The 26,525-nt window shown below is 35.6% G+C and carries 27 protein-coding genes; 7 read left to right on the top strand and 20 right to left on the bottom strand.

Translation table 11 applies throughout. From position 1 onward, the window contains the following. Positions 1 to 5 precede the first annotated feature (5 nt). The 18 genes from KXJ69_RS08000 to prfB all read right to left on the bottom strand — a co-directional run bounded on the left by KXJ69_RS08000 (position 6) and on the right by prfB (position 16,348). Complete coding sequence (locus tag KXJ69_RS08000) at positions 6 to 2,471, bottom strand: TonB-dependent receptor (RefSeq protein ID WP_219052483.1); 2,466 nt, start codon at positions 2,469 to 2,471, stop codon at positions 6 to 8. A 74-nt stretch (positions 2,472 to 2,545) separates the two neighbouring features. After that, positions 2,546 to 2,887 carry an arsenate reductase (glutaredoxin) gene (gene arsC / locus KXJ69_RS07995; RefSeq protein WP_219052482.1) on the bottom strand — a complete coding sequence of 114 codons (342 nt, stop codon included), beginning with the start codon at positions 2,885 to 2,887 and terminating at the stop codon, positions 2,546 to 2,548. A 39-nt stretch (positions 2,888 to 2,926) separates the two neighbouring features. Beyond that, a complete protein-coding gene (locus KXJ69_RS07990) occupies positions 2,927 to 3,412 on the bottom strand; it encodes a hypothetical protein (protein WP_219052481.1) in 486 nt (161 codons plus the stop codon). Then, a complete protein-coding gene (locus KXJ69_RS07985) occupies positions 3,409 to 4,395 on the bottom strand; it encodes a carbohydrate kinase family protein (protein ID WP_219052480.1) in 987 nt (328 codons plus the stop codon). The genes KXJ69_RS07990 and KXJ69_RS07985 overlap by 4 nt, the downstream gene beginning before the upstream one ends. 73 nt (positions 4,396 to 4,468) lie before the next feature. Continuing rightward, a complete protein-coding gene (locus KXJ69_RS07980) occupies positions 4,469 to 5,086 on the bottom strand; it encodes an HAD family hydrolase (RefSeq protein WP_219052479.1) in 618 nt (205 codons plus the stop codon). Between the two features lie 305 nt (positions 5,087 to 5,391). Continuing rightward, entirely contained in the window at positions 5,392 to 5,784 is a 393-nt protein-coding gene (locus KXJ69_RS07975; protein WP_255571287.1) for a hypothetical protein, read from the bottom strand. A 3-nt stretch (positions 5,785 to 5,787) separates the two neighbouring features. Next, a complete protein-coding gene (locus KXJ69_RS07970; RefSeq protein WP_219052478.1) occupies positions 5,788 to 6,216 on the bottom strand; it encodes a hypothetical protein in 429 nt (142 codons plus the stop codon). A gap of 10 nt (positions 6,217 to 6,226) precedes the next feature. Further along, the gene (locus KXJ69_RS07965) at positions 6,227 to 6,646 is read right to left on the bottom strand and encodes a GreA/GreB family elongation factor (RefSeq protein ID WP_219052477.1); all 420 of its coding nucleotides are present in this window, start codon (positions 6,644 to 6,646) and stop codon (positions 6,227 to 6,229) included. Between the two features lie 25 nt (positions 6,647 to 6,671). Next, complete coding sequence (locus KXJ69_RS07960; RefSeq protein ID WP_219052476.1) at positions 6,672 to 7,976, bottom strand: Glu/Leu/Phe/Val family dehydrogenase; 1,305 nt, start codon at positions 7,974 to 7,976, stop codon at positions 6,672 to 6,674. Positions 7,977 to 8,674: 698 nt separating this feature from the next. Further along, positions 8,675 to 10,003, bottom strand: a complete 1,329-nt coding sequence (locus KXJ69_RS07955) for a sigma-54-dependent transcriptional regulator (protein WP_219052475.1) — start codon at positions 10,001 to 10,003, stop codon at positions 8,675 to 8,677. 16 nt (positions 10,004 to 10,019) lie between these two features. Continuing rightward, the gene (locus KXJ69_RS07950) at positions 10,020 to 11,099 is read right to left on the bottom strand and encodes a sensor histidine kinase (protein WP_219052474.1); all 1,080 of its coding nucleotides are present in this window, start codon (positions 11,097 to 11,099) and stop codon (positions 10,020 to 10,022) included. Between the two features lie 177 nt (positions 11,100 to 11,276). Continuing rightward, complete coding sequence (locus tag KXJ69_RS07945) at positions 11,277 to 11,753, bottom strand: hemerythrin domain-containing protein (protein WP_219052473.1); 477 nt, start codon at positions 11,751 to 11,753, stop codon at positions 11,277 to 11,279. Continuing rightward, a complete protein-coding gene (ric, locus tag KXJ69_RS07940; RefSeq protein WP_219052472.1) occupies positions 11,737 to 12,474 on the bottom strand; it encodes an iron-sulfur cluster repair di-iron protein in 738 nt (245 codons plus the stop codon). Before ric ends, KXJ69_RS07945 begins: the two co-directional genes overlap by 17 nt. A gap of 94 nt (positions 12,475 to 12,568) precedes the next feature. Next, complete coding sequence (locus tag KXJ69_RS07935) at positions 12,569 to 13,003, bottom strand: RrF2 family transcriptional regulator (RefSeq protein WP_219052471.1); 435 nt, start codon at positions 13,001 to 13,003, stop codon at positions 12,569 to 12,571. 218 nt (positions 13,004 to 13,221) lie between these two features. Further along, positions 13,222 to 13,572: a tRNA-binding protein gene (locus KXJ69_RS07930; RefSeq protein WP_219052470.1), complete on the bottom strand. Its 351-nt coding sequence runs from the start codon at positions 13,570 to 13,572 to the stop codon at positions 13,222 to 13,224. Between the two features lie 118 nt (positions 13,573 to 13,690). Next, positions 13,691 to 14,485, bottom strand: coding sequence for an energy transducer TonB (locus KXJ69_RS07925; RefSeq protein WP_219052469.1), 795 nt, complete (start codon positions 14,483 to 14,485; stop codon positions 13,691 to 13,693). A gap of 159 nt (positions 14,486 to 14,644) precedes the next feature. Beyond that, positions 14,645 to 15,232, bottom strand: coding sequence for an alpha-ketoglutarate-dependent dioxygenase AlkB (locus KXJ69_RS07920; RefSeq protein ID WP_219052468.1), 588 nt, complete (start codon positions 15,230 to 15,232; stop codon positions 14,645 to 14,647). An 8-nt stretch (positions 15,233 to 15,240) separates the two neighbouring features. Next, positions 15,241 to 16,348, bottom strand: a protein-coding gene (gene prfB, locus KXJ69_RS07915) for a peptide chain release factor 2 (RefSeq protein ID WP_219052467.1) whose coding sequence is annotated in 2 segments (ribosomal slippage) — positions 15,241 to 16,284 and positions 16,286 to 16,348 — 1,107 coding nt in all. Because the reading frame shifts where the segments join, the coding sequence is not laid out codon by codon here. 105 nt (positions 16,349 to 16,453) lie between these two features. Here prfB and KXJ69_RS07910 point away from each other — a divergent pair. Genes KXJ69_RS07910 through KXJ69_RS07900 form a run of 3 tightly spaced genes read left to right on the top strand, consistent with a single transcriptional unit; the run spans position 16,454 to position 20,565 of the window. After that, positions 16,454 to 18,862, top strand: a complete 2,409-nt coding sequence (locus tag KXJ69_RS07910; protein WP_219052466.1) for a zinc-dependent metalloprotease — start codon at positions 16,454 to 16,456, stop codon at positions 18,860 to 18,862. 43 nt (positions 18,863 to 18,905) lie between these two features. Next, positions 18,906 to 19,514, top strand: coding sequence for a hypothetical protein (locus KXJ69_RS07905; protein WP_219052465.1), 609 nt, complete (start codon positions 18,906 to 18,908; stop codon positions 19,512 to 19,514). A gap of 25 nt (positions 19,515 to 19,539) precedes the next feature. After that, on the top strand, positions 19,540 to 20,565 hold the full coding sequence (locus KXJ69_RS07900) for a threonine aldolase family protein (protein WP_219052464.1): 1,026 nt from the start codon (positions 19,540 to 19,542) through the stop codon (positions 20,563 to 20,565). Positions 20,566 to 20,610: 45 nt separating this feature from the next. On the opposite strand, the gene KXJ69_RS07895 is transcribed toward KXJ69_RS07900, so the two are convergent. Further along, on the bottom strand, positions 20,611 to 20,931 hold the full coding sequence (locus KXJ69_RS07895) for a YegP family protein (protein WP_219052463.1): 321 nt from the start codon (positions 20,929 to 20,931) through the stop codon (positions 20,611 to 20,613). A 220-nt stretch (positions 20,932 to 21,151) separates the two neighbouring features. On the opposite strand from KXJ69_RS07895, the gene KXJ69_RS07890 reads away from it, so the two are divergent. Together KXJ69_RS07890 and KXJ69_RS07885 are read left to right on the top strand one after the other, a co-directional pair. Beyond that, on the top strand, positions 21,152 to 22,255 hold the full coding sequence (locus KXJ69_RS07890; protein ID WP_219052462.1) for an OmpA family protein: 1,104 nt from the start codon (positions 21,152 to 21,154) through the stop codon (positions 22,253 to 22,255). Between the two features lie 113 nt (positions 22,256 to 22,368). Next, positions 22,369 to 22,818, top strand: a complete 450-nt coding sequence (locus tag KXJ69_RS07885) for a thioredoxin family protein (RefSeq protein ID WP_219052461.1) — start codon at positions 22,369 to 22,371, stop codon at positions 22,816 to 22,818. Here the strand turns inward: KXJ69_RS07885 and KXJ69_RS07880 are convergent, their stop codons facing one another. Beyond that, entirely contained in the window at positions 22,819 to 23,142 is a 324-nt protein-coding gene (locus KXJ69_RS07880) for a YbaB/EbfC family nucleoid-associated protein (RefSeq protein ID WP_219052460.1), read from the bottom strand. Between the two features lie 65 nt (positions 23,143 to 23,207). Here KXJ69_RS07880 and KXJ69_RS07875 point away from each other — a divergent pair, with 65 nt between their 5' ends. Continuing rightward, positions 23,208 to 25,346, top strand: coding sequence for a S9 family peptidase (locus KXJ69_RS07875; protein WP_373422839.1), 2,139 nt, complete (start codon positions 23,208 to 23,210; stop codon positions 25,344 to 25,346). Between the two features lie 71 nt (positions 25,347 to 25,417). Further along, complete coding sequence (gene capA, locus KXJ69_RS07870; RefSeq protein ID WP_219052459.1) at positions 25,418 to 26,452, top strand: cysteate synthase; 1,035 nt, start codon at positions 25,418 to 25,420, stop codon at positions 26,450 to 26,452. The last annotated feature ends 73 nt before the right edge of the window (positions 26,453 to 26,525 follow it).

Genomic DNA, 26,525 nt, shown 5'->3' with positions numbered 1-26,525 from the left:
ACAAATTATCCTTCAAATCCTTCACCATCAAAATCTCCATCGCCACCACGATTTCGTTGTCTTTCTTTTTTCTGGTTAAAACGATACGTGAACGATAAATTAAATTGGCGCTCTCTCCATTGAAACTCACTATTACTTGTAAAGCTACTTGTTTCGGTTAAAGAACGACGTTTTCTGCTGTTAAATAAATCACTTACATTAAATCCAATGGTTGCATTGTCATTAATAATGTCTTTACTGAACGCTAAATCGACCGAGAGAATACCTTCAAACTCTGTTTGTGCATTATTATAAGGGCCGCGATAAAAAACATTGGTCTGCCAATCAATTTTAGCAGGTAAGGTAACCTTAGCACTACCACGTGTAAACCAACTTGTATTTTTTGCACCATAATCCACACCGTTAAAATCTCCTTCGGTTTCAAACTGAAAGAAATTAAAACTTCCGTTTAATCGCAACCACTTGGCAGGATTATATAGTACTCCCGCTTCAAAACCTATACGTGTATTTGTAGAAAGGTTAATAGGAATGGTTCTAATAATAGGAATTCCATTAGGCGTTACCAATCCCGTTTCTTCCTGTACTCTTTCAAAAGAATCGGTTTCGTATTGGTAGTAAATTGAGGTTGTTAATGTTAATTGTTTCCAACGTTTTAAATAGCCCAAATCGAAAGCGCTTGCATAGGCAGGATTCAAGTCAGGATTTCCTTGAAACACATTGGCTTCACTGGAACGCGAAGGGAAGGGGTTTACAAACCAATTTCTAGGACGGTTAATTCTTCGGTTATAACCAAGGGTAACATTTTCTCTTTCTGAAAGCTCATATACCAAATTTACTGTGGGGAATAGCCCTAGAAAATTTTTGTCGAAATTAATGTTTAAAGCCGCATTGTTTGCCGTAACATCGGTTGCAGTAACTTCTCCTTTTAAAACGGTGTTTTCCATTCGCAAGCCTAATAAAAAGGAAAAGTCTCCAAATTTATTTCCATATTGACTATATATGGCATGAACATTTTCGGTGTAATCAAAGATGTTGGAAAGGCTGTCATTTCGCACAAAGGCACCTCCCGCTACTAATTGTTCTTCTAAGGTGTAATCTGTTATGGTATTTTCTAAAGTACTTCGGAAACCTGCTTCAAATTGAGCGCTTTCTCCAATGGGTAAAACGTAATCTGCTTGGAATAAATATTCGGTATCGTCTTGAACTTCGGTAATATATTCAGAAGGAAGTGTTTCGTTTTCAGGGAAGGTATTAAATTCTTCAATTAACCCTATTTGGGTTTCTGAACCTGTTTCCCATTGGAAATCGGCCGTAAGTTTATGTCCATCTGTATTAAACTCATTTACATAATTTAAAGAAAATTGAAAGTTTTCATCATCTTCAGTTTCGTCTTCATTTCTGGATCGAGAGACTGCTAAATTCCTATCTGCATCAAATTCGCTGGTAAGGTTGGTGGTAAGATCATTATCGTCACTCATTCTATAAAAGCCCGAGGCAGTAATAGAAGAGCGGTCTGTAATGAAATACTCCATACCTAGATTGGTATTAAAACCTTGTCTTTTTCGGTTGTATTTACGAGTTTCATCAACAAAGGGATTGTCAATGTCATCACTGAAATATACATTTTCAAAAGTGGCATTTCCAGGGCTTTCATTGTAACGAACTCCAGTAGTATTAAATATATTGAATTTATCTGTTCTAATATTTAAATTCGCTGTGGCACTACTTCCTAGTGGATAACTAAAGTTGGTTTGAATGGATCCATTAAATCCTAAAGTTTTTTCCTTTCTAAGAATAATATTCAGAATTCCAGCGGTTCCTTCAGCGTCATAGCGAGCTGAAGGGGACGTAATTACTTCCACACGTTCTATAGCTTCGGCAGGAAGTTGGCGCAGGGCATCGGTATCACCAAATCCAGCAATGGCGGAGGGTTTACCATTGATTAAAATACGCACGTTTTCATTTCCTCTAAGTGCAATGGCACCGTCTACATCTACTGTAACAGAAGGGACATTATTCAAGGCATCACTTACGGTCGCACCGCTTGTAGTTAGGTCCTTCCCAATATTGTATATTTTTTTATCTAATCGAATTTGAACCTCTGTCGTTTCCGCTCGAACCACCACCTCTGCCAGACTTTCCGAGTCTAGGGCTAATGCCATAGTAGGTAGCGATGTATTTTTAAATAATCGCTGATTGCTTAACGTTTCGGTTTTATAAGATATAAACTCAAATTGAACATTATAAACACCTGCTTTTACATCAATGTTGTAATTTCCATTTGCGTCTGTTATTCCTCCACCAATAATGTTTCCATTGGTATCAGAAAAAGCTACCGTTGCATATTCTAAGGGAAAATTTGAACCTTCTTCAAGCACTTTTCCTGTGATTGTAACTTCGGTTGTTCCTCCATTTTGTGACCAAGACCCAAAACCAATCAGTAAGGAAAGGGCAAATAAGATTTTCTTCATAGTGAATTTTTCCAGTTCGACTACGAAAATAACTTTAGGTTTAAGCTTTGAATGCTAATATTCTGTTAAACTTTTTATAGAATTTCCTTAACGCTTTCGGGAGGTCTAGCCACAATAGCCTTATCCTTTTTTATAACGATTGGACGCTCAATTAATTGAGGATTTTTGGCAAGGATTTTTAGTAATCTTTTTCCACTTAGTTTCTTATCTCGATATTTCTCTTTCCAAAGCGTTTCATTTTTACGTACAATATCCTTTGGTTTTTTATGAAGCAGTGTCAGTAAACTTTGAAGCTCCTCCACTGTGGGTGGGGTATCTAAATAATGTATAATTTCAACAGCTTCATTATGTGCTTCTAAAATTTGAAGGGCTTCCCTCGATTTGGAACAGCGAGGATTGTGATAAATGGTGGTCAATGCTTGAATATTAACATATTAAAAAATACAAAGATACGGCTACTCATCTCGAAATGCCAATTGTTGTAAAACTTGGCTGTAATCGTACTGGAGGTCTTCGTGGAGTCCTTCCAATTTCTTTTCAATAAGCGTAATTTGTCTGTGATAAAGGTTCATCATGGCAGCACTTTCTTTAATGGAAGGAGTAAAGTTTTCTAGAGTTTTGCAAAAATGGAGCAACAGAATGACTTCGGTTTCCTTTTCGGAAGAATAACGGATGAACCGTTTTGTAACGCGAAGTATTTTTCTAATACTTTTTCGAATATAGAAATAGCTATGAGTGTTTATTTCTGAAAAAGCTTCGGTAATATAGGATTCAATTCCAGCAATATAATGAGCCTCATCCTCGACTTCAAAAAGTAAATAGGAGAGGAGTTCTTTATTGTCGGTTTTGTATCGCACCAATTTTAAGCATAACTCCTGTAATTCTTCGTTCGAACGAAGTTTTAATTCTTTTCGTAACTGTGCTAAACTAGCTGCTTTCAAATGGATGATTTATAAGTATTGGCAAGAATTTTTTTAGTTTCTAAAAGTGATTTAAAAACTTCGAAGGTTTTTCCTTGTGTACGTTGTGCACCCATGGCATTTCCAAATTGAGCCGCTTTAATAAAATCCGTTGGGTTATCAAGTAAACTGAAAGCTATTCCACCTGCAAACGAGTCTCCACAGCCCGTGGTGTCTATGACATTTTCAACTGGAACCGAAGGAACCAATTCTTGATGCAACACCCCATTTTGAAGCGTATAAACCATGGTGCCTCGTGAGTCTAATGTTACATATAAGGCTTTGAGTCCGTGTTGAAGGCAATATTCTGCAAACTTGGGAAGTTGTTCTGGGTCAATTTCTTCATTGTGTTCTAGTTCTTCTAGGCTATATTCGTTTTGAAACCAACTGCAATTAGCTTCTTCCAAATTCATTTTTAGGACGTCTATATACGGAAGCCACAAATCTCTATCTACCCAAAACTTGGTCACTCGCTGTCCGCGTACCGTAAGTGCCGTAGTAGGACCGTGGGCATCAAAAACAATCGATGCGTTGCTGTTTTCTTTTATATAAATAAGTGTTTCGAGAGGGACTTCAAAATCGGTTACGGGAACACACACAAATACTTCGCAATCGAGGAGGGGTTTTACATCTTCTGGGCCAATGGGTTTCATAAATGCCGTTTGGGTTTCGATACGTTTATTTTGATCTACAAATTTTAACTGGATAACATCTCCTTGATCTGCTTCCGAAGAAATATAATCCGTATCGATATTGTCATAAGGTGCGAAAAGATCCTTTATTCCCTGTGCATCTTGCTTTCTAACGTGTGTAACGGGATACACAACACCCTTATTCTCTAATAAATTTGAAATTGCAATGGCAGTGTGCGTAGCACCACCATACTTTTGAATAACCTCGTTATTATGGGTAATTATATGGTCTCTTGGAATAGGGCCTAAAACGGCAACTTTATAATGGGTCATATTTTTCTAACAGTTGAAGTAAAACAGAAAACTACAAAAAAAGTTGCAGATAGAGAGGATTGTGGCTTTTTAATTATAATACCACACCCAATGCTATGAGTTCTTTTTTAAGAGAAGAAGCGTCGATATAATGAATGCCTTTAATTCCAACAGTTTCGCCTCCTTGTACATTTTTCAGACTGTCATCAATAAAGACTGCTTCATTGGGATTGATGCTGTAGCGCTGAAGCATTAACTCGTATATTTCTTTATGGGGTTTTCGAATGCCTTCATTACCACTCACCAAGATTCCTTCGAACCATTGTAGCCAAGGAAATTTTTGTAAGGCTTTAGGAAACGTTTCCCCGCTCCAATTAGTTAATGCAAACACATTATAGTTTGGATTTTGCACGACACTTTCTAAAATCTCCAAGGTATCCTCGTGTGTATAGCCCAGCATTTCTTCCCAGCGTCCATAATACATTCGTATAAGCTTTTCGTATTCTGGAAACATGGCAACCCGATCTTCGGTAGCTTGTGCTAGGGGATACCCAGCGTCTTGGTTCATATTCCACTCCCAAGCACAAATTTCATTAAGAAACCAATCCATTTTTTCTCGGTTTCCACGGAATTCTTTCAGAAAAACATATTCAGGATTCCAATCGATAAGGACGCCGCCAAGGTCGAAGATGATGGTTTTTATGTTAGGCATATAGGGTTTTTGGTAAAGATAACAAACGTTCGGGAATTGTTTTAATGTCTTACCTGGTGCTAATCCAATATGTAAAAGTGTTTTGGATTTTATCTATGATGGAAACCGCAGTCAGTACAATATGAAATATTTTCATAAAATGTAATAGTGTTTAGCTTGAATACACAACTATTCTCGTCAATTTTCGATTCCGTTTTATAAATAGCATCTTCTCCAGTATTTTCCAAATCTATATTATCAAGTGCATTAAACTTAAAATTTTTTAAGATTGTTTTCATTTCGATTTTAATGTATTTATTTAAGATTTATTTGAGTTGATATTTTATCAAATGGGAGTAAATTGTTTTTTTTAGTTGATTGAATTCTTGTATTAAGGATACATGAATATCTCGTTTATTTTCGTGCAATTTTGCACGGGTTAGAGTGTATTCTGTTTTTCCATATTGGTATTCTATTTTTAGCTCTTGCTCATATTTGCAAAGCATTCCCATTACCAAAGTGTTTTTTCTTCTTAATCCTAGAATATTGGTTTCAATGCGACTATTTTTTAATAGCTGCTTCTCTATTAATTTTAATTGTTCTAACTCCGAACTGATAACAGAAAGAACATCAATCCAGTGACTTAACTCTATTAGATCCTTTTTGATACAAAGTCTTCTATGGACATCTGTCTTGTATGATAATTCAATATCCACCATATACTATGAAGTGGAAGTTTTGCTCAATAAAGAAAATTGGCCTTGAATTTTAATAAAAAATTCATCCTTTACTTTTCTATATTTTTCCAAATGGTATAAATAACCCCTTCTATAACTTTCATGTTCATTAATGTAAGCCATATCACATTGTGTGTCTTCACATTCAATGATGCTCTTTCTTAAGTTCATATAGTTGTGAAGCGTATTTAAAAGAATATCATTTTCGGCATCCTTTTTTTTAAATTTTTGCACAACACTTTCATCGTTCAATTTGTTACTTAAGTCTACTCCACAAAGGGCAATTAAATTTTTTAGCTCTTTTTTAATGTAATTAAGATGATTAATCCAATTGTCTAATTCTATAGAGTTGATTTTATGAGTCACATCAACATCAGAGTCGTGATGATAGATTTCTGTTTGTAAAGCTTTCATTTGTATGTTTTTAAGTAAATATTTCTTTATTGGTTTGCTTTTCAGTTTGAGCTACCGTTACAATTTTGAGTTGTTGTTTTCCAGAAGGAAAGTCCCATTCTATAGAATCTCCTTCAGAATAACCAAAAAGCGCAGCTCCCATGGGTGTAAGAATGGATATTTTACTTTGTTTAGTATCTTTTTCAGATGGGATAACAAGCTGTATTACTCTCTCCCATCCATTTTCAGAATATACCATTATCCTACTATTGAAGCGAATTACGTCTTCAGGCATTTCTTCTTCATCTACTATTTGAGCATTTTTAAGTTCATCACTTAACCTTTGTAAGGATTTTTGTGTTTCAAAATCTTCGGCATATCCCGAAATATTGAGTACACGCTTTACATACACATACTCCTTTTTTTCAATTATTAAACTTCCGTATTTCATTTCTTTTGTTTTAATTGTTTTTTATTTAAGGGAATATCCCTCTTTGTAAATATGCTTTTTCTATACGCTTAATAGCGATGCAATAAGCTGCTGTGCGTAGGTCCATTCCTTCTTTTTCGGAATATTCATAAACCTTATCAAAGGATTCTTTCATCTTCTTATCAAGCTTTACCATTACCTCGTCAAGTTGCCAAAGTTCTCCATTACGGTTTTGCAACCATTCAAAATAACTTCCTACAACACCTCCCGAATTGCAAAGGATATCTGGAATAATGGTAATTCCTTTTTCCAAAAGAACTTTTTCACCTTCCACATTGGTAGGACCGTTAGCACCTTCGGCTATTAGGCGTGCTTTTATTTTTGAAGCATTTTGCTTGGTTATTTGATTACCGAGTGCAGCTGGAATACAGATGTCACATTCGATTCCAAAAAACTTTTCATTGTCTAGATCTAATGCTTCTGGAAAACCTGCGACACTACCATTATTAGCTTTTGTATAGTTAAACAAATCTTCCACCTTAATTCCATGAATATTTTTAATACTTCCAAAAGCATCCTGAACAGCCACTAATTTTGCACCCTCCTTTTCTAAGAAATGTGCTGCCCAATAACCCACATTTCCGAAACCTTGTACTATAAACTTTTTATTATTTAGGGATTCATGGTTGCGCTCTGCCCAGAATTTAATATTTAAAAAAACACCATACCCAGTGGCACGGTCACGGCCTTCTAAACCGCCACTACCATCGGGTTTTCCAGTAACCACATGCTGATTTGCAGTCCTTTCGGCAGGAGGCCTTGTGCTCATATACGTATCTGCAATCCAAGCCATGGTTTGGCTGTTTGTATTTACGTCCGGTGCAGGAATGTCGTGTTCAGGGCCAATATTATCTGCAAGGGCAAATGTAAATCTACGTGTAATGCGTTCTAATTCGCCTTGTGAGTATTTTGAGGGATCTAATTTGATACCTCCCTTGCCACCACCATAAGGTAATCCGGCTAAAGATGATTTCCAGGTCATCCACATGGCAAGTGCCCTAGCCGCATCTATATCAACTGTAGGATGATAACGTAAACCACCTTTGTAAGGGCCAAGTGCATTGTTATGTTGAACTCTGTAACCCGTGAATATTTCTACTTCACCATTGTCCATTTTTACTGGAAAGTGAACGACGATTTCGTTGTTTGTGATACTCAAGATCTTTCTAATATTTGGATGAAGTCCAATATGATCTGCAGCACTGTTAAACTGTTCCATCACATTATCCATCATGCCTTTTAAAGGTGCTTTCTTTTTCTTATTATTTAAAGTTGCTGTTATTGTTGTCATAATTATATACCGTTAATATGGATTTTATTAGTTGTTTTTATTTAAAAAGACGATTAATGATACTTCTCTCGTTGTATCTTTCTCTTATATATTTGTTAATTCGTTTCTTGATTTCGGACTTTTTAAAAGTCTTACTTGTTACAATTGCTTGTGTATTCATATGTTAGGATTTAAAAAGGATTAATTATTAAACCCCTATTTCTTAAGTGGCGTTTGTTAGAAAACCTATAAGGGCTCATTCGTATTGAATCAAATTTTAATCTTGTTTGCTTTTTTTTCTTTCCTAATAGGATAGTTTCTAATTCATTAAAAATCATTTCTTTTTGTTTTAAGAGTTATGCCATTGCCATTTCTGGTTGGTCTTTTTTATTTATTGAAGGAGGGAGTTCAACCCGTGTTTCGGGTGCTAATTCTTCATACTCACTACATGACCACACTTGATTTTTTAGATCCGTAAGTACACAGAATTCCCTGTGAGTGCAAGTTGGACATATGTTAAATGTATTTGTTTTCATAGTGCATTGTTATAATTCAATTACCTAAAGGCAACCTGTATGCCAGTGGTTGTGCCAAAAAAAATTAAATGAGGAAAACCCTTACTGTTGTAGGGTTTATTGATTATTATGAAATAAAAGAAAGGAATGATAACTGATACAAATTTACCCAGTTGGGAGAATTTGTATCATTATCAGTTATACTTAATCGGTTAGTTTTTGCCGGATGGTCTTACGGTCAATTCCTAAAATTTCAGCGGCTTTGGTTTTGTTATTATTAGTGGCGTTGAGTACTTTTTGAATATACCTTTTTTCTATTTCTTTTAAAGGTAGTAAAGTGTCTTCAGGAAAAGCAATAATGTATTTAAGCGAATCGGGGAGATGTTCAACCTCAATAACTTTGTCGCACATTATGACAGCACGTTGAATCACGTTTTCCAGTTCTCGAATATTTCCAGGCCAGTCGTATCGTTGTAATAGAGTAGAAGCTTCGGCGCTTATTTTTATAAAACGGTCTTTGTATTCTACACCGTATTTAAAAAGAAATTTCTCCACCAATAGAGGAATGTCCTCCTTACGTTCGCGTAAAGGAGCTACCTCAATTTCAACTACAGTTAATCGGTAATAGAGGTCCTCTCTAAAAGCTTCCTTTTTAATCATCTCCTTTAAATCACTGTTAGTTGCAGCAATAATACGCACATCAATTTTTTCGGCCTTTTGAGCCCCCACCTTTACAACCTCTTTTTCCTGCAGCACACGCAATAGTCGTGATTGTACTGCTGTAGAAGCATTTCCAATTTCATCAAGGAAAATAGTACCCCCGTTTGCCGCTTGAAAGAATCCGGCACGGTCTTTTTCGGCACCCGTAAAAGCTCCTTTTGTATATCCAAATAATTCTGATTCCAATAAATTTTCAGGAATACCGCCGCAATTAACTGAAATAAAGGGTGCTCTAGAAAATTTTCCCTGATAATGGATGGCACGTGCCACTAGCTCTTTCCCAGTTCCACTTTCACCTTTAATGAAAATAGTCGCTTTATTATCCTTAACACGTTCTATTATTTGGAAAACATCATTGATTTTTTCTGAATTTCCGATGATTTCACCATAGGACTTGTTAAATTGTGTTTCGGTTTTTGGCGAAGAAGAGTTAGAGTTATTACTATTGTTTAAAGATTTATCTATGGCTCTTTTTAATTCTTCCTTGGTAAATGGTTTGGTTAAATAATCAACTACGCCAGACTTTATAGCCACAAGTGAGTCCTGAACCGAAGGATATCCAGTTACGACAAGTTTTGGAAGTTTTGGATAGTGTTCGGACACAAATTTAATAAGTTCAAAACCATCCACTTCGGGCATTTTAAGGTCAGTAATGAGTAAATCTATAGTTGTATCTCGTAAAATTTGAACTGCTTCCCTAACCGATATTGCCTTATAAGCGTGATAGTCCCAAGATTGTAAATGGCGTTGTAACAACTCTAAAATGTTGATGTCATCATCTACAATTAATATATTTTCTTTTTTAAGTTGCATAGCCCTTACAAAGTAATTAATATTTAGGCAGTTTTACAGTAAAAGTAGCACCTTTCTCAGGGTTGTTTTCTGCTGTTATGATACCATTATGACTTGATACAATTCCATGTACTACACTTAAACCTAAACCTGAGCCATCTCCCGTAGGCTTTGTTGTAAAAAAGGGTTGAAAGACCTTTAATAATGCTTCATCAGATAGTCCCGATCCTTGATCTGAGATTTTTAATACAATATGACTATTCGTTTGAAATGCTTCAATGGTTACAAGGCTATTTTTGGGCGAAAAGTATATTGCATTGATAATTAGATTAAAAATGATTTGTGTAAGTTGAATGGTGTCTGCACGTAATAAGAGTTCTTCATCTTCAATTTTTACAATATACTTTACTTCAGCTTTTTTGAAAGAGGCATCCAGTAAAGTAATAGCATTTTTAATTCTTGGTACAATATTAACCTCTTTCATTTCCTGAGGCATTTCACAAGCAAAAAACATTAACTTTTTTACAACTTCACGTGAAAATATTGCATTTTGGATAATCTTGTCTAGGTCTTCGGCTGATTGGTTACTGAATTTTAAATTGTCTTTTAATAGCTCTGCGAAACCCAAAATATTTGCTAGAGGGGTATTTAATTCATGGGCAATTCCAGCTGTTAATTCACCTATAATAGAAAGCCTATCGGCTCGTTCCATTTGTCTTTTTAAAGAAATTTCGTTTTGAAATATCTCAATTCGCTCCAATAAGTTTCCAATTTTTAGGGCAACGTTGTCAAGAAGCTGCTGTTCCTCTTTTAAAAAACTTCCTTTCCCATTATTTAATGAGGCAATAATCTCACCCTTTTTCTTATTGAATGCATATATGTTTGAAGTAATACTTAACAATTCATTACTATTCCCAGTTTTAATCGTATTTCCAGGTGAATTAATAGTAATTTCAGTATGATTTGGAAACTGAAACCCTTTTTTTAAACTTTTTGCAATGGCTAAAAGGGTCTCCGGTAATTGCTTTGCATCTACATTAACAATAATAGATGAAACCTCATAAAGACAAGTGAGCTCTTTAATCCGTTCTTTAAGTGTTTCTTCTGTACTATTCATGGGATACTTTAAGCTCTACTATTGCAAATCTAGTTATTGGTAAAGATAGTAAAAGTAGTGAGTAGTGAGTCGTGTGAAGAGATTATGGCATTACTTTGCTTTGACTGCCCTTTAACCTGAATGATACCAGAATTAAGTCTAGGTTTGACCTCGAGTAGATTTTAAGTTGATGGAGGTTTACAAGAAATAATTTTCTTCTTTAATCCAGAATTTATCTTCCCAAGATTCTATGATACTTTTTGAGTGTTCTTTTTCAATGATGTTGAGTTGTGTGGGGGTTGCTATTTTTTCTACTTCTTTAAATAAAATGCGTTCTTCAAAACGTATATGTGCGGCGAGTTCTTCTACAATTAGTGAAAGATTTTTTTTAGGTTTTTCTGTGTTTGTAAATAGTCTTGTTAATCGTCGGTGCTCTTTTACTGCTCTTTTGATGTCTTTGTGTTTATTACCTAGTATAGGAAATATGTAGGACTCTTCAAATTGAAAATGAGGGGCGAGATGGTTCTCCCAGAACCAATTTGTGTATTTTTTAATTCGTTCTGGGGGAACTTCACGTTTAAACCCTTCTCTAATTTTCCAAGAAAGTAGTAGTCCATAATGATGTTCTCTACTAAGGGGTTGCAGGGATGGGTCACGTTTAATAGGTTGAGACATGATTTAATTCTTGTTCAAGTTTTATTGCTCTTGGAAACAGGATGTTGTTTTCTAGGTGGATGTGTAGGTGTAGGTCTTCTTCAAATTCTTTAAGTAGGGCGAAAGTCACTTTATAGGTATTGCATGCATGGGGGGGTGGTGTATAATTGTTTGTTAGTTCTTGAATTTTTAAGAAACGTTCTCCCTCGCTAGAGTGTTCTAACATCATTTTATTAATAGGGTTAAGAACAGTGCCAAAAAGGGGAGACTCTAACGAGTTGTTTTCTTGAGTTGCTTTTTCCATTTTTCGGATGAATGGAAATAGTAGCAGTTCTTCTTTTTTCATATGCTTTGCTAGTTCTTGAGCAGACGATTTAAAATGTTGGCTTATTTCAAATAACTCTGGGTTGTGGGCTCCATGGACTTTACATACTTTGTCTAAAAAAGGGATTATTTCGTTTGTTTTTTCTGCTACATAGCGATGGTGTTTTTTTTCGATATAATCTGTGATTAAGTCGAGAGGCCAAGATAGGTAGTCGATACTAGATTCAGTAGATGTTTGTGTTAGCATATCGATTTCTTCTAATACTTTTTGAGAATCTATTTTTTTCTTTTTACAGGCCTCGTTAATGGTTCGATTTCCTTGACAGCAAAAGTCTATTCCGTATTTTTTAAATATTGATGCGGTGCGGTAATCTTGCGCTACTAACTCTCCAATTATTTTATTTTCTTGTGTATTCATAATTATAGATTTTACTAATGATTATTATTTAAGGTTTATGGTTTTTATTATGTTTTATAGTGGATAAAAGTATCCGATTTAGATATAAATTTTTTTATCTTTTTAGGAATGCTACACCGTTGTGCAATCCGTTTGCCAATTCGTTTATATTGGTGGTTTGTAACATATTTTTTAAATTATCTCTAATGGCTTTAAATTGAAAATGAATAGGGCAAGGTTTCAGTTCGTTACATTGATTTAAGCCTAAGCCACAACCATTGTAAATATTGTCTCCGTCAATAGCTTCTACAATTTGTAGTAGGGTTACTATGTCATGGTTACTTTGTGGGATTTCATAACCACCTGTTGCCCCTTTTGTAGAAACAATGATGTTGTTATTTGCTAAGGATTGTAAAATTTTTGCAGTAAAGGCAACTGGAGAATCTATGGCTTTTGCAACTTCCTTTAGGCTTACACGCTGTCCTTTTTGAGACTGATGTGAGATATGAATGGTTGCTCTAATGCCATATTCACAAGCTTTTGAAAACATACCTTGGGTTTTATATAAGTACAAAGATAATCTTTTATTCATAACGGACAAAAATATCCGATATAAAAATTATTATTAAATTTTTAGTAGTGTGTTATTCCTAATAATATAATGTGATGCAGTTTTAGTCTTACTAATGAAGTGATTGTGTTTTTTTGTTTTTTATACAATAGGGTTTAACAGTATTTAATAGGGTTGTTTGTTAGTGATTGTTATTGTTACCCAATACGAGTTCCATTTCCTAAATTTCTTTCAGGTTGAAGTAGGGTGACTTCTTTGCTTTCACCAACACCGCCAAGGACAAGACATTCACTCATCATGGTTGCTATTTGTTTGGGAGGAAAGTTTATAACGGCAACAACTTGTTTTCCTATGAGTTCATCGGGTTGGTAAAGTGTAGTGATTTGCGCTGATGTTTTTCGTATTCCGAAGGGACCAAAGTCTACTGTCATTTTATAAGCAGGATTTCTTACTTCCTTAAACACTTCTGCCGAAATGATGGTGCCTACACGCATTTCTACTTTCATAAAGTCTTCCCAAGTAAGGGTTGGGGTAGTTTCTGATTGCATTAGTTTTCTTTTTAGTAAAGATATTAAAAGGATAAAAATAGAAGGACTAAAATTATATTCAATAAAAAAGCTTCCTCATAACCTGAAGAAGCCTTTTTACTATGCTAAATTTTATTTTTTAACAGCCTAATAGCCCGAAAGAGACAACTAATTCTTGGTTCACTTGTTCTCCTTTAGCATTTTCGGCGGGAAGCCAAGTGCCTGGTATTTGTGTAATTAGTTCAATCATTTTTTTATCTATCTCGGGGTAGCCACAAGATCGGTCTAGATGCACATTTTTAATGGTTCCATCCTTTGAAACTGTAAAGTACAATTTGGCAGCTTGAAATTTTTCTAGGTCGGCATCCTTCCGAACTTCTTCGGTGCTCATTTTTAAGAATGCTTTTAATGCATCTTTACCATCTACAAAAGTGGCTTCCTTTTCTGGAACGATGGTTAGGTGGGGAGAGGCATAGTTATTTTCTAATTCTCCCGTAATTTCATTTCTCTGTTTAAAATCGGCTCTAACCACAAAATTAGCGTCATATTCAAAGTTTTTCAGCAAATTTAATTGTGCCTTTGTTAAATCTTTGGTGGTTCCTACCTCTCTAATTTCAGATTGTTTATCATCAATAACACGAATTATTTTAATGGAGGTAATGGCCTCCATCTTTTCTAATTCTTCTTCACTAAAAAAAGCGTTGATGGTTTTAGCGTTTTCTACCTCACTTTTTTTAATGGAACTAAATCGAGGTCCAATTTCATAAATAAAATCGTCAAAAACTTTTGTTTTCGATTTGTTTATGGTTTTCGTGTTGTTTGTAACTTGGTCATTTGTTACAACTGCTAGATCCTCTTTTTTGATATCATTTTTATCCTGACAACTTAAAAGAATTGCGACTATAAAAGAGAGTCCTACTATTTGATTTTTCATAACTGTTTGTTTTTAATTAATGATGACCAAATGTAGAAGGTTCGCTTTTCAATACTGTAAAATGGATGTCAAAAAAGTGTGAAAATATGCAAAACTTCCCAAGTATTTAAAACCATAAAAAAAGTGAACTAGTAAAAAGAAAGGTTAGTAATTCCTTTATTAATAAAAACCATATTTTCGAAAAGTGATATTAATACGACCTTTAATACAGGTTGGGTCTAAAGGAAGACAATGTTCATAACGCTCTTGACTGTGTTTCCCCATAATTAATAAGCTTCCATGGGCTAGTGTTATTGAGTAGTCCTTTTGGGATTGATTTTCTCTAAATATAAAGTTACGTTCTGCTCCTAAACTAAGCGAAGGTATAATGGAAGTATCTCCAAAAGCAACATAATCTGAATGAAAGTCGACTCCCGAGTTTCCATTAGGGTAATAGATACAAACACAGGTTTCAAATCTATTACCAGTTAAACTTTCTACTTTGTTTTTAATGGAGAGAAGTTCTTTTGGCCAAACCTTTATTTTACCCCACTGAATTTCTGAAAAGACATTTTCATTAAAAAGTGTTTGAGTAACGAACATTATTTTGCCAAATTGTTCCTCAAAGATTTCTCCTGTTGGTGTTTTTATGGAAAAGTTTTGTGTTAGTTCAGGATCACTCATTAAATACTCAAAGGCTTTTTGCGCAATTTCTTTTGTTAAGAAAGCGTCATAATACTGAACATTACAATTTAAGGGTAATTCCATTTTATATCTTATAATTCCTCACTTTTCTCACCTTGCCCAGTCATCATGAGATAGGCTTTTAGGAAACCATCTAAATCGCCATCCAGCACAGCATCGGTATTACCTGTTTCATGTAATGAGCGTACATCTTTAATTAATTTATATGGATGTAACACATAGTTCCGTATTTGACTACCCCATTCAATAGCCATTTTACTGGCTTCAATTTCGTCGCGTTGAGCTTGTTGTTTACGAAGTTCGATTTCATACAATTGAGACTTTAACATTTGCATGGCCTTTTCGCGATTTTCTAATTGCGATCGGGTTTCGCTATTGTGTATTACTATACCACTAGGGTGGTGGGTAAGGATGGCTTTTGTCTCTACCTTATTCACATTTTGACCTCCAGCACCGCTACTACGGGCAAAGTCCCAAGAGATATCCGCAGGATTTATGTCAATTTCAATACTGTCATCGGCTAAAGGATAAACATATACACTTGCAAAACTGGTATGACGCTTCGCGTTGCTATCAAAAGGGGAGATACGTACCAAACGATGCACACCATTTTCACCTTTTAACCAGCCAAAGGCAAATTCGCCATCAATTTCTAGCGTTACGGTTTTTACTCCAGCAACATCTCCCGCTTGAAAGTTGAGTTCTTTTACTTTATATCCATTTTTTTGAGCCCACATCATATACATACGCATGAGCATGCTTGCCCAATCACAACTTTCTGTACCGCCTGCACCAGCAGTTATTTGAAGTACTGCGGAGAGGTCGTCACCCTCACTACTTAGCATATTTCTAAATTCGAGGGCTTCTATGGCTTCTTCGGCTTTTAAAAAGGCAGTATCGACATTGTTCTGTGTGCCTTCACCTTCTTTAAAAAATTCAAACAGAATTTCGGCTTCTTCAGTTAGTGCAGTCGCTTTTTCGTAATCTTCAACCCATTTTTTAAGGGTACGAAGTTGTTTCATAAAGGCTTCGGCCTCCTGTGGATTGTTCCAAAAATTAGGATCGAAGGTTTTTTCTTCGTCGTTTGAGATGGTAATACGTTTGCCATCTACGTCAAAGATACCTCCTTAACGCATCCAGGCGATTTCTGAGATCTTTAAGTTGATCTATGGTTGTCATAACTAAGATAGGATTTTATACAAAAATAGAATTTAAGAACATAAGCCGAAACACTTTCAAAGAATTTTAATAGATTTATCCCCTATAACCTTGGGAGACAATCTTATGAGAAACCTACTACTTGCCTTAATTTTTACCTTCGGAATGACCTACGTTCACGCACAGTTTTTGGACGGAAAGAAAAATGTTCAACATTTTGAAGGATATTTTAATTTTCATTACGTTGAAGATGAGGGAAATATATACCTCGAAATTCCTGCTGCAACGCTCAACACTGAATTTTTATACGTACATTCCTTAAGAACCGGATTAGGTTCTAATGACATCGGATTGGATCGCGGTCAGCTTGGAGGAGGAGAATTGGTGAAGTTTATAAAAAGTGGTAACAAGATATTATTGTTGCAACCCAACATGAATTATCGTGCTAATACTGATAACTTATTAGAAAAGAAGTCCATTGAAGAAGCTTTTGCACGTTCGGTCTTATTTGGTTTTGAAATAAAAGAGAATAAACAAGGGGTTTACCTAATAGATTTAACTCCATTTTTAATGGAAGATGCACACAATGTGGCACAAACCCTTAAACGGAATAAACAAGGGACTTATAAACTAGATAAAACTCGAAATACTGTTTGGATGGAACGTACCAAAGCATTCCCAAAAAATGTAGAGTTTGAAGCTATGCTTACGTATGTAGGGGACTCAACGGGTTGGGATTTACGTAGTGTGGCACCTAATTCACGAGCTATATCTGTAATACAACATCATAGTTTTGTGGAGTTACCCGAAGCTGGATACATTCCGCGTGAATTTGACCCACGTAGTGGTTCTTACCCCATGACCTATATGGATTTTGCAACCCCAGTACAAGAACCCATTACCAAGCGTTATATTACTCGTCACCGACTTGAAAAGAAAGACCCTACGGCTGCAATGAGTGAAGCAAAGGAGCCTATAGTCTATTATTTAGACCCAGGAACGCCGGAGCCTATTCGATCGGCGCTATTGGAAGGTGCAAGTTGGTGGAACCAAGCATTTGAAGCCATAGGATATAAGGATGCATTTCAAGTAAAAATATTACCCGAAAATGCAGACCCAATGGATGTTCGGTATAATGTGATTCAGTGGGTGCATCGCTCTACAAGGGGATGGAGTTATGGTTCCACAATCAATGATCCACGAACCGGTGAAATTATAAAAGGGCATGTGAGCTTAGGTAGCTTGAGAATTCGTCAGGATTTTATGATTGCGCAAGCCTTATTAAATAAACCTTTTGCTGTCAGTGACGATAATTATGGACCTATGTTAGAAATGGCATTGGCTAGAATTAGACAATTGTCTGCACATGAAGTAGGGCATACGCTAGGTTTTGCACATAATTTTGCAGCGAGTATTTCTAATAGAGCGAGTGTTATGGATTATCCACACCCTACGTTACAACTTATTAATGGTGAAGTTAATTTAAACAATGCCTACGCTACAGGAATAGGAGCGTGGGACAAAGTAACAGTAGCTTATAGTTATGGAGAAGCACCCAATGGCGATGAAAAAACCTATTTAAAAGCATTGTTGGAGGGCGCTTTTGCTAATGGGTTACGTTATATCACAGACGGCGATGCACGGGCAAAGGGAGGAGCTCACGGGAAAGCTCATCTTTGGGATAATGGTGAAAGCGCTTGGGAGGAATTGGAAAATTTATTAAAAATTAGAGAAGTAGCTATTAATAATTTTTCTGAAGATAATATTCGAACAGGAGAAGCTTACTCTATGTTAGAGGATGTTTTTGTACCACTATATTTTTTACATCGTTACCAAACCGAAGCTACAGTTAAGTTAATTGGCGGAATGGAATATGATTATTTGGTAAAAGATTATGCAGGAGTACAACACAATTATTTACCAAAACCTGAGCAAAAAAAGGCACTACATGCAGTTTTAAAAACCCTTACTTCAAAAAATTTAAGTATTCCAGAAACGCAATTAAAATTATTTCCACCAAGAGCTTTTGGGTATAGTAGAACACGTGAATCTTTTAAAAGCGATATAGGTGTAGCTTTTGATGCTTTAGGAGCTGCGGCAACAGCAAGTGATATGACTTTAGAATTACTTTTACATACTGAAAGAGCCAATAGATTGGTGCAACAAAAAGCCTTGCAACAAGATAATTTAGGATTTGACGAAGTTTTAGAAGACTTGCTTAATACAGTTTTTGAGGACGATTTAAAATCTCCTTATCAGAAAGAGGTGCAACATATTATCCAGTATCAAATGCTTCAACATTTGTTTGCACTTTCATTAAATAAAGATGCTTTACCGCAAGTTAAAGGAAGCTCTTTGGAAGCTATTGAAGATATCGCCTCCGAATTAAAAAGAGATAAAAGTCCTTTTGCAAAGCAACTATTATTAGAAATTGATGCCTTTGAAGAAGATCCAGACGATTTCAAAAAAGTGGAAGTTTCCAAAATCCCAGATGGAAGCCCCATTGGAAGTTTTCAATGCGATATGGGATATTAAAAGCTTCTTTGTGTAAATTAGCAATTCAGAAAACACCTCACTTATGAAAACAATACTCCTTTTTTTAAGCTTCTTTATAGCTGTTTCAGGTTATTCTCAAAACGATGAAACCTATGTTACCGAATTAACAAATGAATTTACCTCAAAACTTCAAGAACGAGGCATAGCGCAATTTTTTACAACCAAGCATTATTGTTCTGGTACTATTGAAATGTTTATGATTGATGGAAAAATGTGTACTTCAAAAGAAACGTATTACGAAGTCTATATATTTTGGCAAGAAGATGGTAGGCCGTTAATGAAAAAAATTGATAATTGCGGATTGTTTAGAACAGTATTGCTTTCCAATGATAGCATATTTCAGTTTGTATCCAACAACTTTGAAGAGCTTAAAGAAAATGAGGTTAAAAACTATGAGCCTTCCAATCCGTCTGACGGGCCAGAACTTAGTGCTCCCGTGCAACCTTGCTATAGAAGCTTTACCTTTTGGAATGATGATGAACGTTTTGAAAAAAGCTTTAATCTCTTTCATTTAACCAATAGGTTTGAAGGGGATAACTTAAATTTTGAATACAACCAATCTTTGGCCATTGTTAGGCTCAATAATAAAGCAAAAGCATTTATTGCGGCTGCTGGCTTTCAAAGACAATAACCTTTAATCATTTGTTTTTATTTCTATGACGATTGATTTACGAAGTGATACGGTTACCAAACCTTCAAAGGAAATGTTGGAGGCTATGCTTCACGCCAAAGTTGGTGACGATGTTTACAAAGAAGACCCCACAGTAAATGAATTGGAACAACGCGTTGCAGCAATGTTTGGTGCAGATGAAGCATTGTTTTTTCCAACGGGGAGTATGGCAAACCAAGCGGCTATAAAATTGCATACGCAACCAGGAGAACAATTAATCTGCCACGAGTGGGCGCACGTTTATAATTATGAAGGAGGCGGTGCGTCGTTTAATAGCGGTGTCTCATGTAAGTTACTACCTGGTAAAAGCGGTATCTTAAACGCCAAATTAGTTGAAGAAGCCATCAATCCACCCGATTTTTATCACAGTCCGTTAACCTCATTGGTTTGTGTGGAAAACACAACCAATAAAGGGGGTGGTGCTTGCTATGATTTTAAAACATTACATGAAATTAAAGCCGTTACCGTAAAACATGGGTTAAAATACCATCTTGACGGTGCTAGATTGTGGAACGCAATTATTGAAAAAAAGGAAGATCCAAGGCAATACGGTGCTATGTTTGATACTATTTCATTATGTTTTAGTAAAGGATTGGGGACACCTCTTGGGACGGTATTGGTTGGGACTAGAGAAGCTATGAAAAACGCCATGCGTGTTCGCAAAGTATTAGGAGGAGGGATGCGCCAAATAGGATATATTGCTGCGGCAGGATTGTTTGCTTTAGATAATAACCTAGAACGACTAAAAGAAGATCACCAAAGAGCTTCCGAAATTGCTGAAACTTTAGAAAAACAAGACTATGTACAAAAGGTGGAACCCACCGAAACCAATATTGTTATTTTCTATTTAAACGAATCTATTTCCGAAGACTTGTTTATAAACGATTTGCTTAAAAGGAATGTAAAAATTAGTACTATGGGGCAAGGGAAATTACGCATTGTTACCCATCTCGATTATACAGAGGAAATGCACCAAACCTTTTTGAGTATTCTTGAAAACTACAACGTATAAAAAAAGCCCTTAAACAAGGGCTTTTTTGTACTAATTATCTGATAATTATTCTACTTCTTTAACATCGGCACCTGGAGCATTTTTTTGAACAGAAGCAATACCGTTTTTCATTCCACTCTCGTCCTTATACATTTGGCTACTTCCTACTATTTGTCCATTAGTTGACTTCAAGTTAAAATGGAATTTTCCATTTTTTGCTGTTTTAGTTTCCCAACATTTCTCGTCTCCACAGTTTTTCTTTACAGACTCAATACCATTCATGGCAGAAGCTTTTGAAGCGTACATTTGGCTAGTTAAAATTACTTGTCCATTTCCTGCTTTTAAAACGAAATGAAATTTATCACCACTTTTCTTTAATTCAAACATATTTTTTATGATTTAGAGTTATACATTTTGATATTACAAATATCCGAAAAAAAAATAATGTAGGGTAATTTGTTTACTATCAATTAATTAAAATAAAGTGTTCTTTAACGAATTTAGAAAACGATTGAGCGAAAACCAAAGTTTGAGATTTTAGTGAGCATTCATTTAGTTATAAGTTTGAATAGTCAAATTAAATATTAACACAAAAACCTCATTAAAAATGAAAAAAACTATCCTATTTGCATGTGCGCTCTTTATCTCTGCATTTGCATTTGCACAAGATTTACCTACCAATCCAGAACCAGGAAAATGTTATGTACGTTGTACCACCCCAGATGTATATGTGAATGAAACTGTACAAGTAATGACTCGTCCAGCATACAAAAAACTTCGTACGATTCCAGCAGAATATGAAACGGTAACGGAAAGAGTATTGGTGAAAGAAGCAGGGAAAAGACTTAGAGTAATTCCTGAAAAATGGGGAACTGAAACAGTTTCTTATGTAAAGAAGCAAGGAGCCTCTACATTAAGTATAAATCCAGCGTCTTTTAGAAGTGTGAACGAAACCCTTGAAATAAAGCCAGCTTATGCTCAATGGGAATTAGGAGCTCCTGCACCCGATTGTGCTTCTGGAAATCCAAACGATTGTCGCTACTGGTGTTACAAAGGGTACCCAGCAGAGTACACAACTGTTTCTGTAACTCGTTTGGCTAACGATGCTTCATTTAATCGTTCTCCTATTGCAGAGCAATCTGGATCTTATACAAAAAGAGTTGTAACAGAACCAGCTAGTGTGGTTGAAGAAGAAGTACCAGCAGAGTATGCTACTATTACTCGTACAGTGATGGTAAAAGATGCTCAAGTAGTTGAAGAAACGGTACCTGCAGAATATAAGTCTGTGACTAAAGAAGTATTACAATCTAAAGGAGGATTAACAACTTGGAAAGAAGTTGAATGTGCTTTAGTAGAGTACCAAGCCCTTCCAATTAATTGGAATCTAGGTAGTGCTACATTAACCGAAGAAGCAAAAAGACTAATTGATACTCGCTTAATGCCAGTTTTAGCTCAAAATCCAGGGGTTAAATTAGAAATAGCCTCTCACACAGATTCGAGAGGATCTAACGGATCCAATCAAGACCTTTCAGAAAGACGTGCCCAGGCTGTGGTTGCTTATCTTCAAACAAAAGGAATTAACTCAAGCTTGCTAGTGGCAAACGGATACGGTGAGTCTAGATTAAAAAATAGATGTGCAGACGGTGTATCTTGTACAGAGAGAGAGCATGCAGTAAACCGTAGAACAGAGTTCAGATTAATTAACAATTAATTATCTCCAATTATTAATTATTAAAATTGAAAAGAGATTCTCATATTTTTGAGAATCTCTTTTTTTTATGATATTTGGCACACATTGTGTTAAATACACAATAAAACTAATGTATGAGAAACTTTCTATTTTTTATCTTATTTTTTCCATCCATTTTGGTTTTAAGTCAGGAAGAAGATACCCTTCATTGGTTAACAAATCTTGAAGAGGCTCAAAAAATTGCTAAGAAACAGGATAAATCTATTTTGGTGTACTTTAATGGAAGTGATTGGTGCGCTCCTTGTAAAATGCTTAAAGAGGATTTCTTTAATTCTGAAGAATTCCAGCAGAAGGCAGAAAATTTGGTCCTGGTTATGATTGATTATCCCCGAAGAGTGGATATTATTTCCGAAGCACAAATGGAATATAACAAACAGGTTATGGAGAAGTATAATGCCGAAAAAACCTTTCCAAAATTACTGGGACTCAATTACAAAGGGAAGGTGTTAGCTCACATTTCTGGGTATAGTCCGTTGCGAGACACAACGCATCATTTCCATTTTATTGAAAAGATACTTCAATAATTACTTAAATAGATCCATTCCAGGAATATTTGGCATCCCTTCTTTTGCTACCGCAGCAATTTCGGCTTCATTAATTTTTGTAGCTTTTTCAATGGCTTTATTTAAATTGAGAATAAGATAATCTTCCAGTTGTTCTTTATCTTTTAAAAGTTCCTCATCTATGACAATGCTTTTAATTTCCCGGTTTGCCGTAATGGTAATCTTTAGAAGTCCATCACTACTTTTTTCATCTACCAAAACAGTATTAAGGCGTTCTTTAGTAGCTTCCACTTTGGCTTGGGTTTCTTTTAATTTTCCCATCATTCCCATTAAATCTCCAAACATATTTTTCAGTTTAAAATTTATCGCTGCAAATTTAGTATTTTGCGAGTGCAAACCATAGTCTTTTTATGATGAAAATTTATCCCTCTATTTTATTGATATGCCTTATTTTTGCGGCTTCGTGTATAAATTCTGAAACTTCAGAGAAACCTATGAATATAATCCCCCCAAAAGCAGACAAAAAGGAAAAACATCTTGAAATTCACGGCGATGTTCGTATTGATAATTATTATTGGTTAAACGAACGTGATAATGAAGAAGTGATAGATTATCTAGAGCGTGAAAATGATTACTATAATAAAATGACGGCTCATACAAAGGATTTTCAAAATGATTTATTTGAAGAAATGAAAGGTCGTATTAAGGAAGACGATGCCTCGGTGCCTTATTTCTATAATGGGTACTATTATATCACGCGTTATGAAGCTGGAAAAGATTATCCTATACATTCTCGTAAAAAAGGATCGCTGGACGCAGAAGAGGAAATTATGTTCAACGTAAATGAAATGGCAGAAGAATATGCCTATTACAGTTTGCGAGGTGTAAATGTAAGTCCAGATAATAAATGGGCAGCTTTTGGAGTAGATACCCTAAGCCGTAGGCAATACAATATTTATATTAAAAATTTAGAAACGGGCGAGATCCTAAAAGACGAAATCAGTAATACTACTGGGAGCTCTACTTGGGGAAACGATAACAAGACCTTATTTTATACTTTAAAAGACGAACAAACCCTTCGAGCCGATAAAATTTATAGACATACCGTAGGAACAGAACCAGAAAAAGATGTACTCGTTTTTGAAGAAAAAGATGAAACCTTTGGAACCTATGTGTATAAAACAAAATCGCATAAGTTTATCGTTATAGGAAGTTATAGCACACTAACGTCTGAGTTTCAGATTTTAGATGCCGATTCGCCTGAAGGGGCTTTTAAAGTCTTTCAGCCACGTACAAAAGGCTTGGAGTATAATATTTTTCATTTTGGTAATGACTTTTACATTGTCACAAATAAAGATAATGCCACTAATTTCAAATTAATGAAAACTTCTCAAAACAAAACTACCATGGATAATTGGGAAGAGGTGATTGGACATCGTGGCGAAGTGCTTCTTGAAGATATTGATATTTTCAAAGAATATTTGGTAATAAGTGAACGTAGCAATGGATTAAATAAAATACGAATCAAACGTTGGGATGGAAAAGATGATTATTATTTACCATTTAAGAGTGAAACATATACCGCTTACCCTTCACAGAATATAGAGTACGATACAAAAACGCTTCGGTATAGTTATAACTCATTAACCACTCCGGCTTCGGTAATCGATTTCAATATGGAAACCAAAGAGAAAGTGGTGATGAAGGAAACCGAAGTATTGGGAGGAAAGTTCAAAAAAGAGAATTACGAATCGAAAAGAGTGTGGGCAACAGCCGCAGACGGGACTAAAATTCCAATTTCGATGGTGTATCGAAAAGGAATGAAACAAAATGGCAAGAACCCAGTGTTGCTTTACGGTTATGGGTCTTATGGAGCCATTGTAGATCCTTATTTTTCCATTACTCGCTTAAGTTTATTGGACAGAGGTTTTGTATTTGCCATTGCACATATTCGTGGAAGTGAATATTTAGGAAGAGCATGGTACGAAAATGGAAAGCTTCTTAAAAAGAAAAACACTTTTACAGATTTTGTGGATGCTTCAAAATTTTTAATTGAAGAAAAATACACGTCGCCTAAGCATTTATATGCCATGGGAGGTTCTGCTGGAGGGTTGTTGATGGGAGCGGTGGTAAATATAGCGCCTGAATTATATAATGGAGTAGTTGCTTCGGTTCCTTTTGTAGATGTGGTAACAACTATGCTTGATGACAGTATTCCCCTAACAACCGGAGAATATGACGAATGGGGAAATCCTAATGATAAAATATATTACGATTATATGAAATCGTATTCACCCTACGACAATGTTGAAGCGAAGGCCTATCCAAATATGTTAGTGACCACAGGGTTGCACGATTCTCAAGTTCAGTATTGGGAACCTGCAAAATGGGTGGCAAAACTTCGTGAAATGAAGACCGATGAAAATATCTTATTGTTGCAAACCAATATGGATGCTGGTCACGGGGGAGCTTCAGGTCGATTTGAATCACTTAAGGAAGTCGCTATGGATTATGCTTTTTTACTTGATTTGGAAGGAATTAAGGAGTAATTAAATTTTTTGCCGTAACTTTGTGCGGTTTTAATCGTGGGTTCGCTCACGTAGCTAATTAAACTTTCTATATGAAGAACATTCAGGCCCACGAGAGTGTGTTGGAGTTAATAGGTAACACACCATTAATAAAACTCAACCACATTACTTCAGGAATGAAAGGGAGCTTTTACGCTAAAGTAGAAGCATTTAACCCTGGGCATTCTGCTAAAGATAGAATAGCACTATACATTATAAACGAAGCTGAAAAGCAAGGAATTTTAAATCCTGGAGATACCATCATTGAAACCACGAGTGGAAACACAGGCTTCAGTATTGCGATGGTTAGTATTTTAAAAGGATACAAATGTATTTTAGCGGTTTCTTCAAAATCTTCTGAAGATAAAATAGATATGCTAAAAGCTATGGGAGCTGAGGTTCATGTGTGTCCTGCACACGTTCCTGCAGATGATCATCGATCGTATTACGAAGTAGCAAAAAGAATACACGAAGAAACACCAGGCTCTATTTATATCAATCAGTATTTTAATCAATTAAATATAGATGCTCATTATCACTCCACGGGTCCCGAAATTTGGGAACAAACTGGTGGGCAAATCACGCATTTAGTGGCTTGTAGTGGTACGGGTGGTACTATTTCTGGAACCGCAAAGTATTTAAAAGAGCAAAACCCAAATATTCAAATTTTAGGAATAGATGCCTATGGTTCTGTAATTCAGAAATATCACGAAACGCGTGAATTGGATAAAGACGAAATTTATCCATACCGTATTGAAGGATTGGGTAAAAACTTAATTCCTTCGGCGACAGATTTTGACTGTATCGATCGTTTTATGAAAGTGACCGATGAAGATAGTGCGCATACAGCACGGGAGTTAGCCACTAAAGAAGGATTATTTCTTGGGTACACCAGTGGTGCAGCGATGCAGGGAATAAAGCAGTTTGATGAAGAAAAAATGTTTACAGATGAGAGTGTGGTAGTGGTTATCTTTCCTGATCACGGCTCTCGATATATGAGCAAAATCTACAAAGATGAGTGGATGGAGCAACAAGGCTTTATGGATGCTGAAAAAGAAGCACAAAAGCCAATAACTTATGTAAAATAACAATTCAGAAAATAATCAAAAACCGTTACAGAAATGTAACGGTTTTTTTATACCTATTTCTTTCTGAAAAAGA

The sequence above is a fragment of the Halomarinibacterium sedimenti genome (assembly GCF_019312585.1).
In the GTDB taxonomy this organism is placed as follows: domain Bacteria; phylum Bacteroidota; class Bacteroidia; order Flavobacteriales; family Flavobacteriaceae; genus Halomarinibacterium; species Halomarinibacterium sedimenti.
Note: the sequence above shows the minus strand (reverse complement) of the source record. Positions and strands in the feature narration are given on the sequence as shown.

Excerpts from the sequence above, each read along its gene's own strand:
- KXJ69_RS08000 (WP_219052483.1), bottom strand. The coding sequence starts at position 2,471 with ATGAAGAAAATCTTATTTGCCCTTTCCTTACTGATTGGTTTTGGGTCT.
- KXJ69_RS07985 (WP_219052480.1), bottom strand. The coding sequence starts at position 4,395 with ATGACCCATTATAAAGTTGCCGTTTTAGGCCCTATTCCAAGAGACCAT.
- KXJ69_RS07980 (WP_219052479.1), bottom strand. The coding sequence starts at position 5,086 with ATGCCTAACATAAAAACCATCATCTTCGACCTTGGCGGCGTCCTTATC.
- KXJ69_RS07975 (WP_255571287.1), bottom strand. The coding sequence starts at position 5,784 with ATGGTGGATATTGAATTATCATACAAGACAGATGTCCATAGAAGACTT.
- KXJ69_RS07970 (WP_219052478.1), bottom strand. The coding sequence starts at position 6,216 with ATGAAAGCTTTACAAACAGAAATCTATCATCACGACTCTGATGTTGAT.
- KXJ69_RS07965 (WP_219052477.1), bottom strand. The coding sequence starts at position 6,646 with ATGAAATACGGAAGTTTAATAATTGAAAAAAAGGAGTATGTGTATGTA.
- KXJ69_RS07960 (WP_219052476.1), bottom strand. The coding sequence starts at position 7,976 with ATGACAACAATAACAGCAACTTTAAATAATAAGAAAAAGAAAGCACCT.
- KXJ69_RS07955 (WP_219052475.1), bottom strand. The coding sequence starts at position 10,003 with ATGCAACTTAAAAAAGAAAATATATTAATTGTAGATGATGACATCAAC.
- KXJ69_RS07950 (WP_219052474.1), bottom strand. The coding sequence starts at position 11,099 with ATGAATAGTACAGAAGAAACACTTAAAGAACGGATTAAAGAGCTCACT.
- KXJ69_RS07945 (WP_219052473.1), bottom strand. The coding sequence starts at position 11,753 with ATGTCTCAACCTATTAAACGTGACCCATCCCTGCAACCCCTTAGTAGA.
- ric (WP_219052472.1), bottom strand. The coding sequence starts at position 12,474 with ATGAATACACAAGAAAATAAAATAATTGGAGAGTTAGTAGCGCAAGAT.
- KXJ69_RS07935 (WP_219052471.1), bottom strand. The coding sequence starts at position 13,003 with ATGTTTTCAAAAGCTTGTGAATATGGCATTAGAGCAACCATTCATATC.
- KXJ69_RS07930 (WP_219052470.1), bottom strand. The coding sequence starts at position 13,572 with ATGCAATCAGAAACTACCCCAACCCTTACTTGGGAAGACTTTATGAAA.
- KXJ69_RS07925 (WP_219052469.1), bottom strand. The coding sequence starts at position 14,485 with ATGAAAAATCAAATAGTAGGACTCTCTTTTATAGTCGCAATTCTTTTA.
- KXJ69_RS07920 (WP_219052468.1), bottom strand. The coding sequence starts at position 15,232 with ATGGAATTACCCTTAAATTGTAATGTTCAGTATTATGACGCTTTCTTA.
- KXJ69_RS07910 (WP_219052466.1), top strand. The coding sequence starts at position 16,454 with ATGAGAAACCTACTACTTGCCTTAATTTTTACCTTCGGAATGACCTAC.
- KXJ69_RS07905 (WP_219052465.1), top strand. The coding sequence starts at position 18,906 with ATGAAAACAATACTCCTTTTTTTAAGCTTCTTTATAGCTGTTTCAGGT.
- KXJ69_RS07900 (WP_219052464.1), top strand. The coding sequence starts at position 19,540 with ATGACGATTGATTTACGAAGTGATACGGTTACCAAACCTTCAAAGGAA.
- KXJ69_RS07895 (WP_219052463.1), bottom strand. The coding sequence starts at position 20,931 with ATGTTTGAATTAAAGAAAAGTGGTGATAAATTTCATTTCGTTTTAAAA.
- KXJ69_RS07890 (WP_219052462.1), top strand. The coding sequence starts at position 21,152 with ATGAAAAAAACTATCCTATTTGCATGTGCGCTCTTTATCTCTGCATTT.
- KXJ69_RS07885 (WP_219052461.1), top strand. The coding sequence starts at position 22,369 with ATGAGAAACTTTCTATTTTTTATCTTATTTTTTCCATCCATTTTGGTT.
- KXJ69_RS07880 (WP_219052460.1), bottom strand. The coding sequence starts at position 23,142 with ATGTTTGGAGATTTAATGGGAATGATGGGAAAATTAAAAGAAACCCAA.
- KXJ69_RS07875 (WP_373422839.1), top strand. The coding sequence starts at position 23,208 with ATGATGAAAATTTATCCCTCTATTTTATTGATATGCCTTATTTTTGCG.
- capA (WP_219052459.1), top strand. The coding sequence starts at position 25,418 with ATGAAGAACATTCAGGCCCACGAGAGTGTGTTGGAGTTAATAGGTAAC.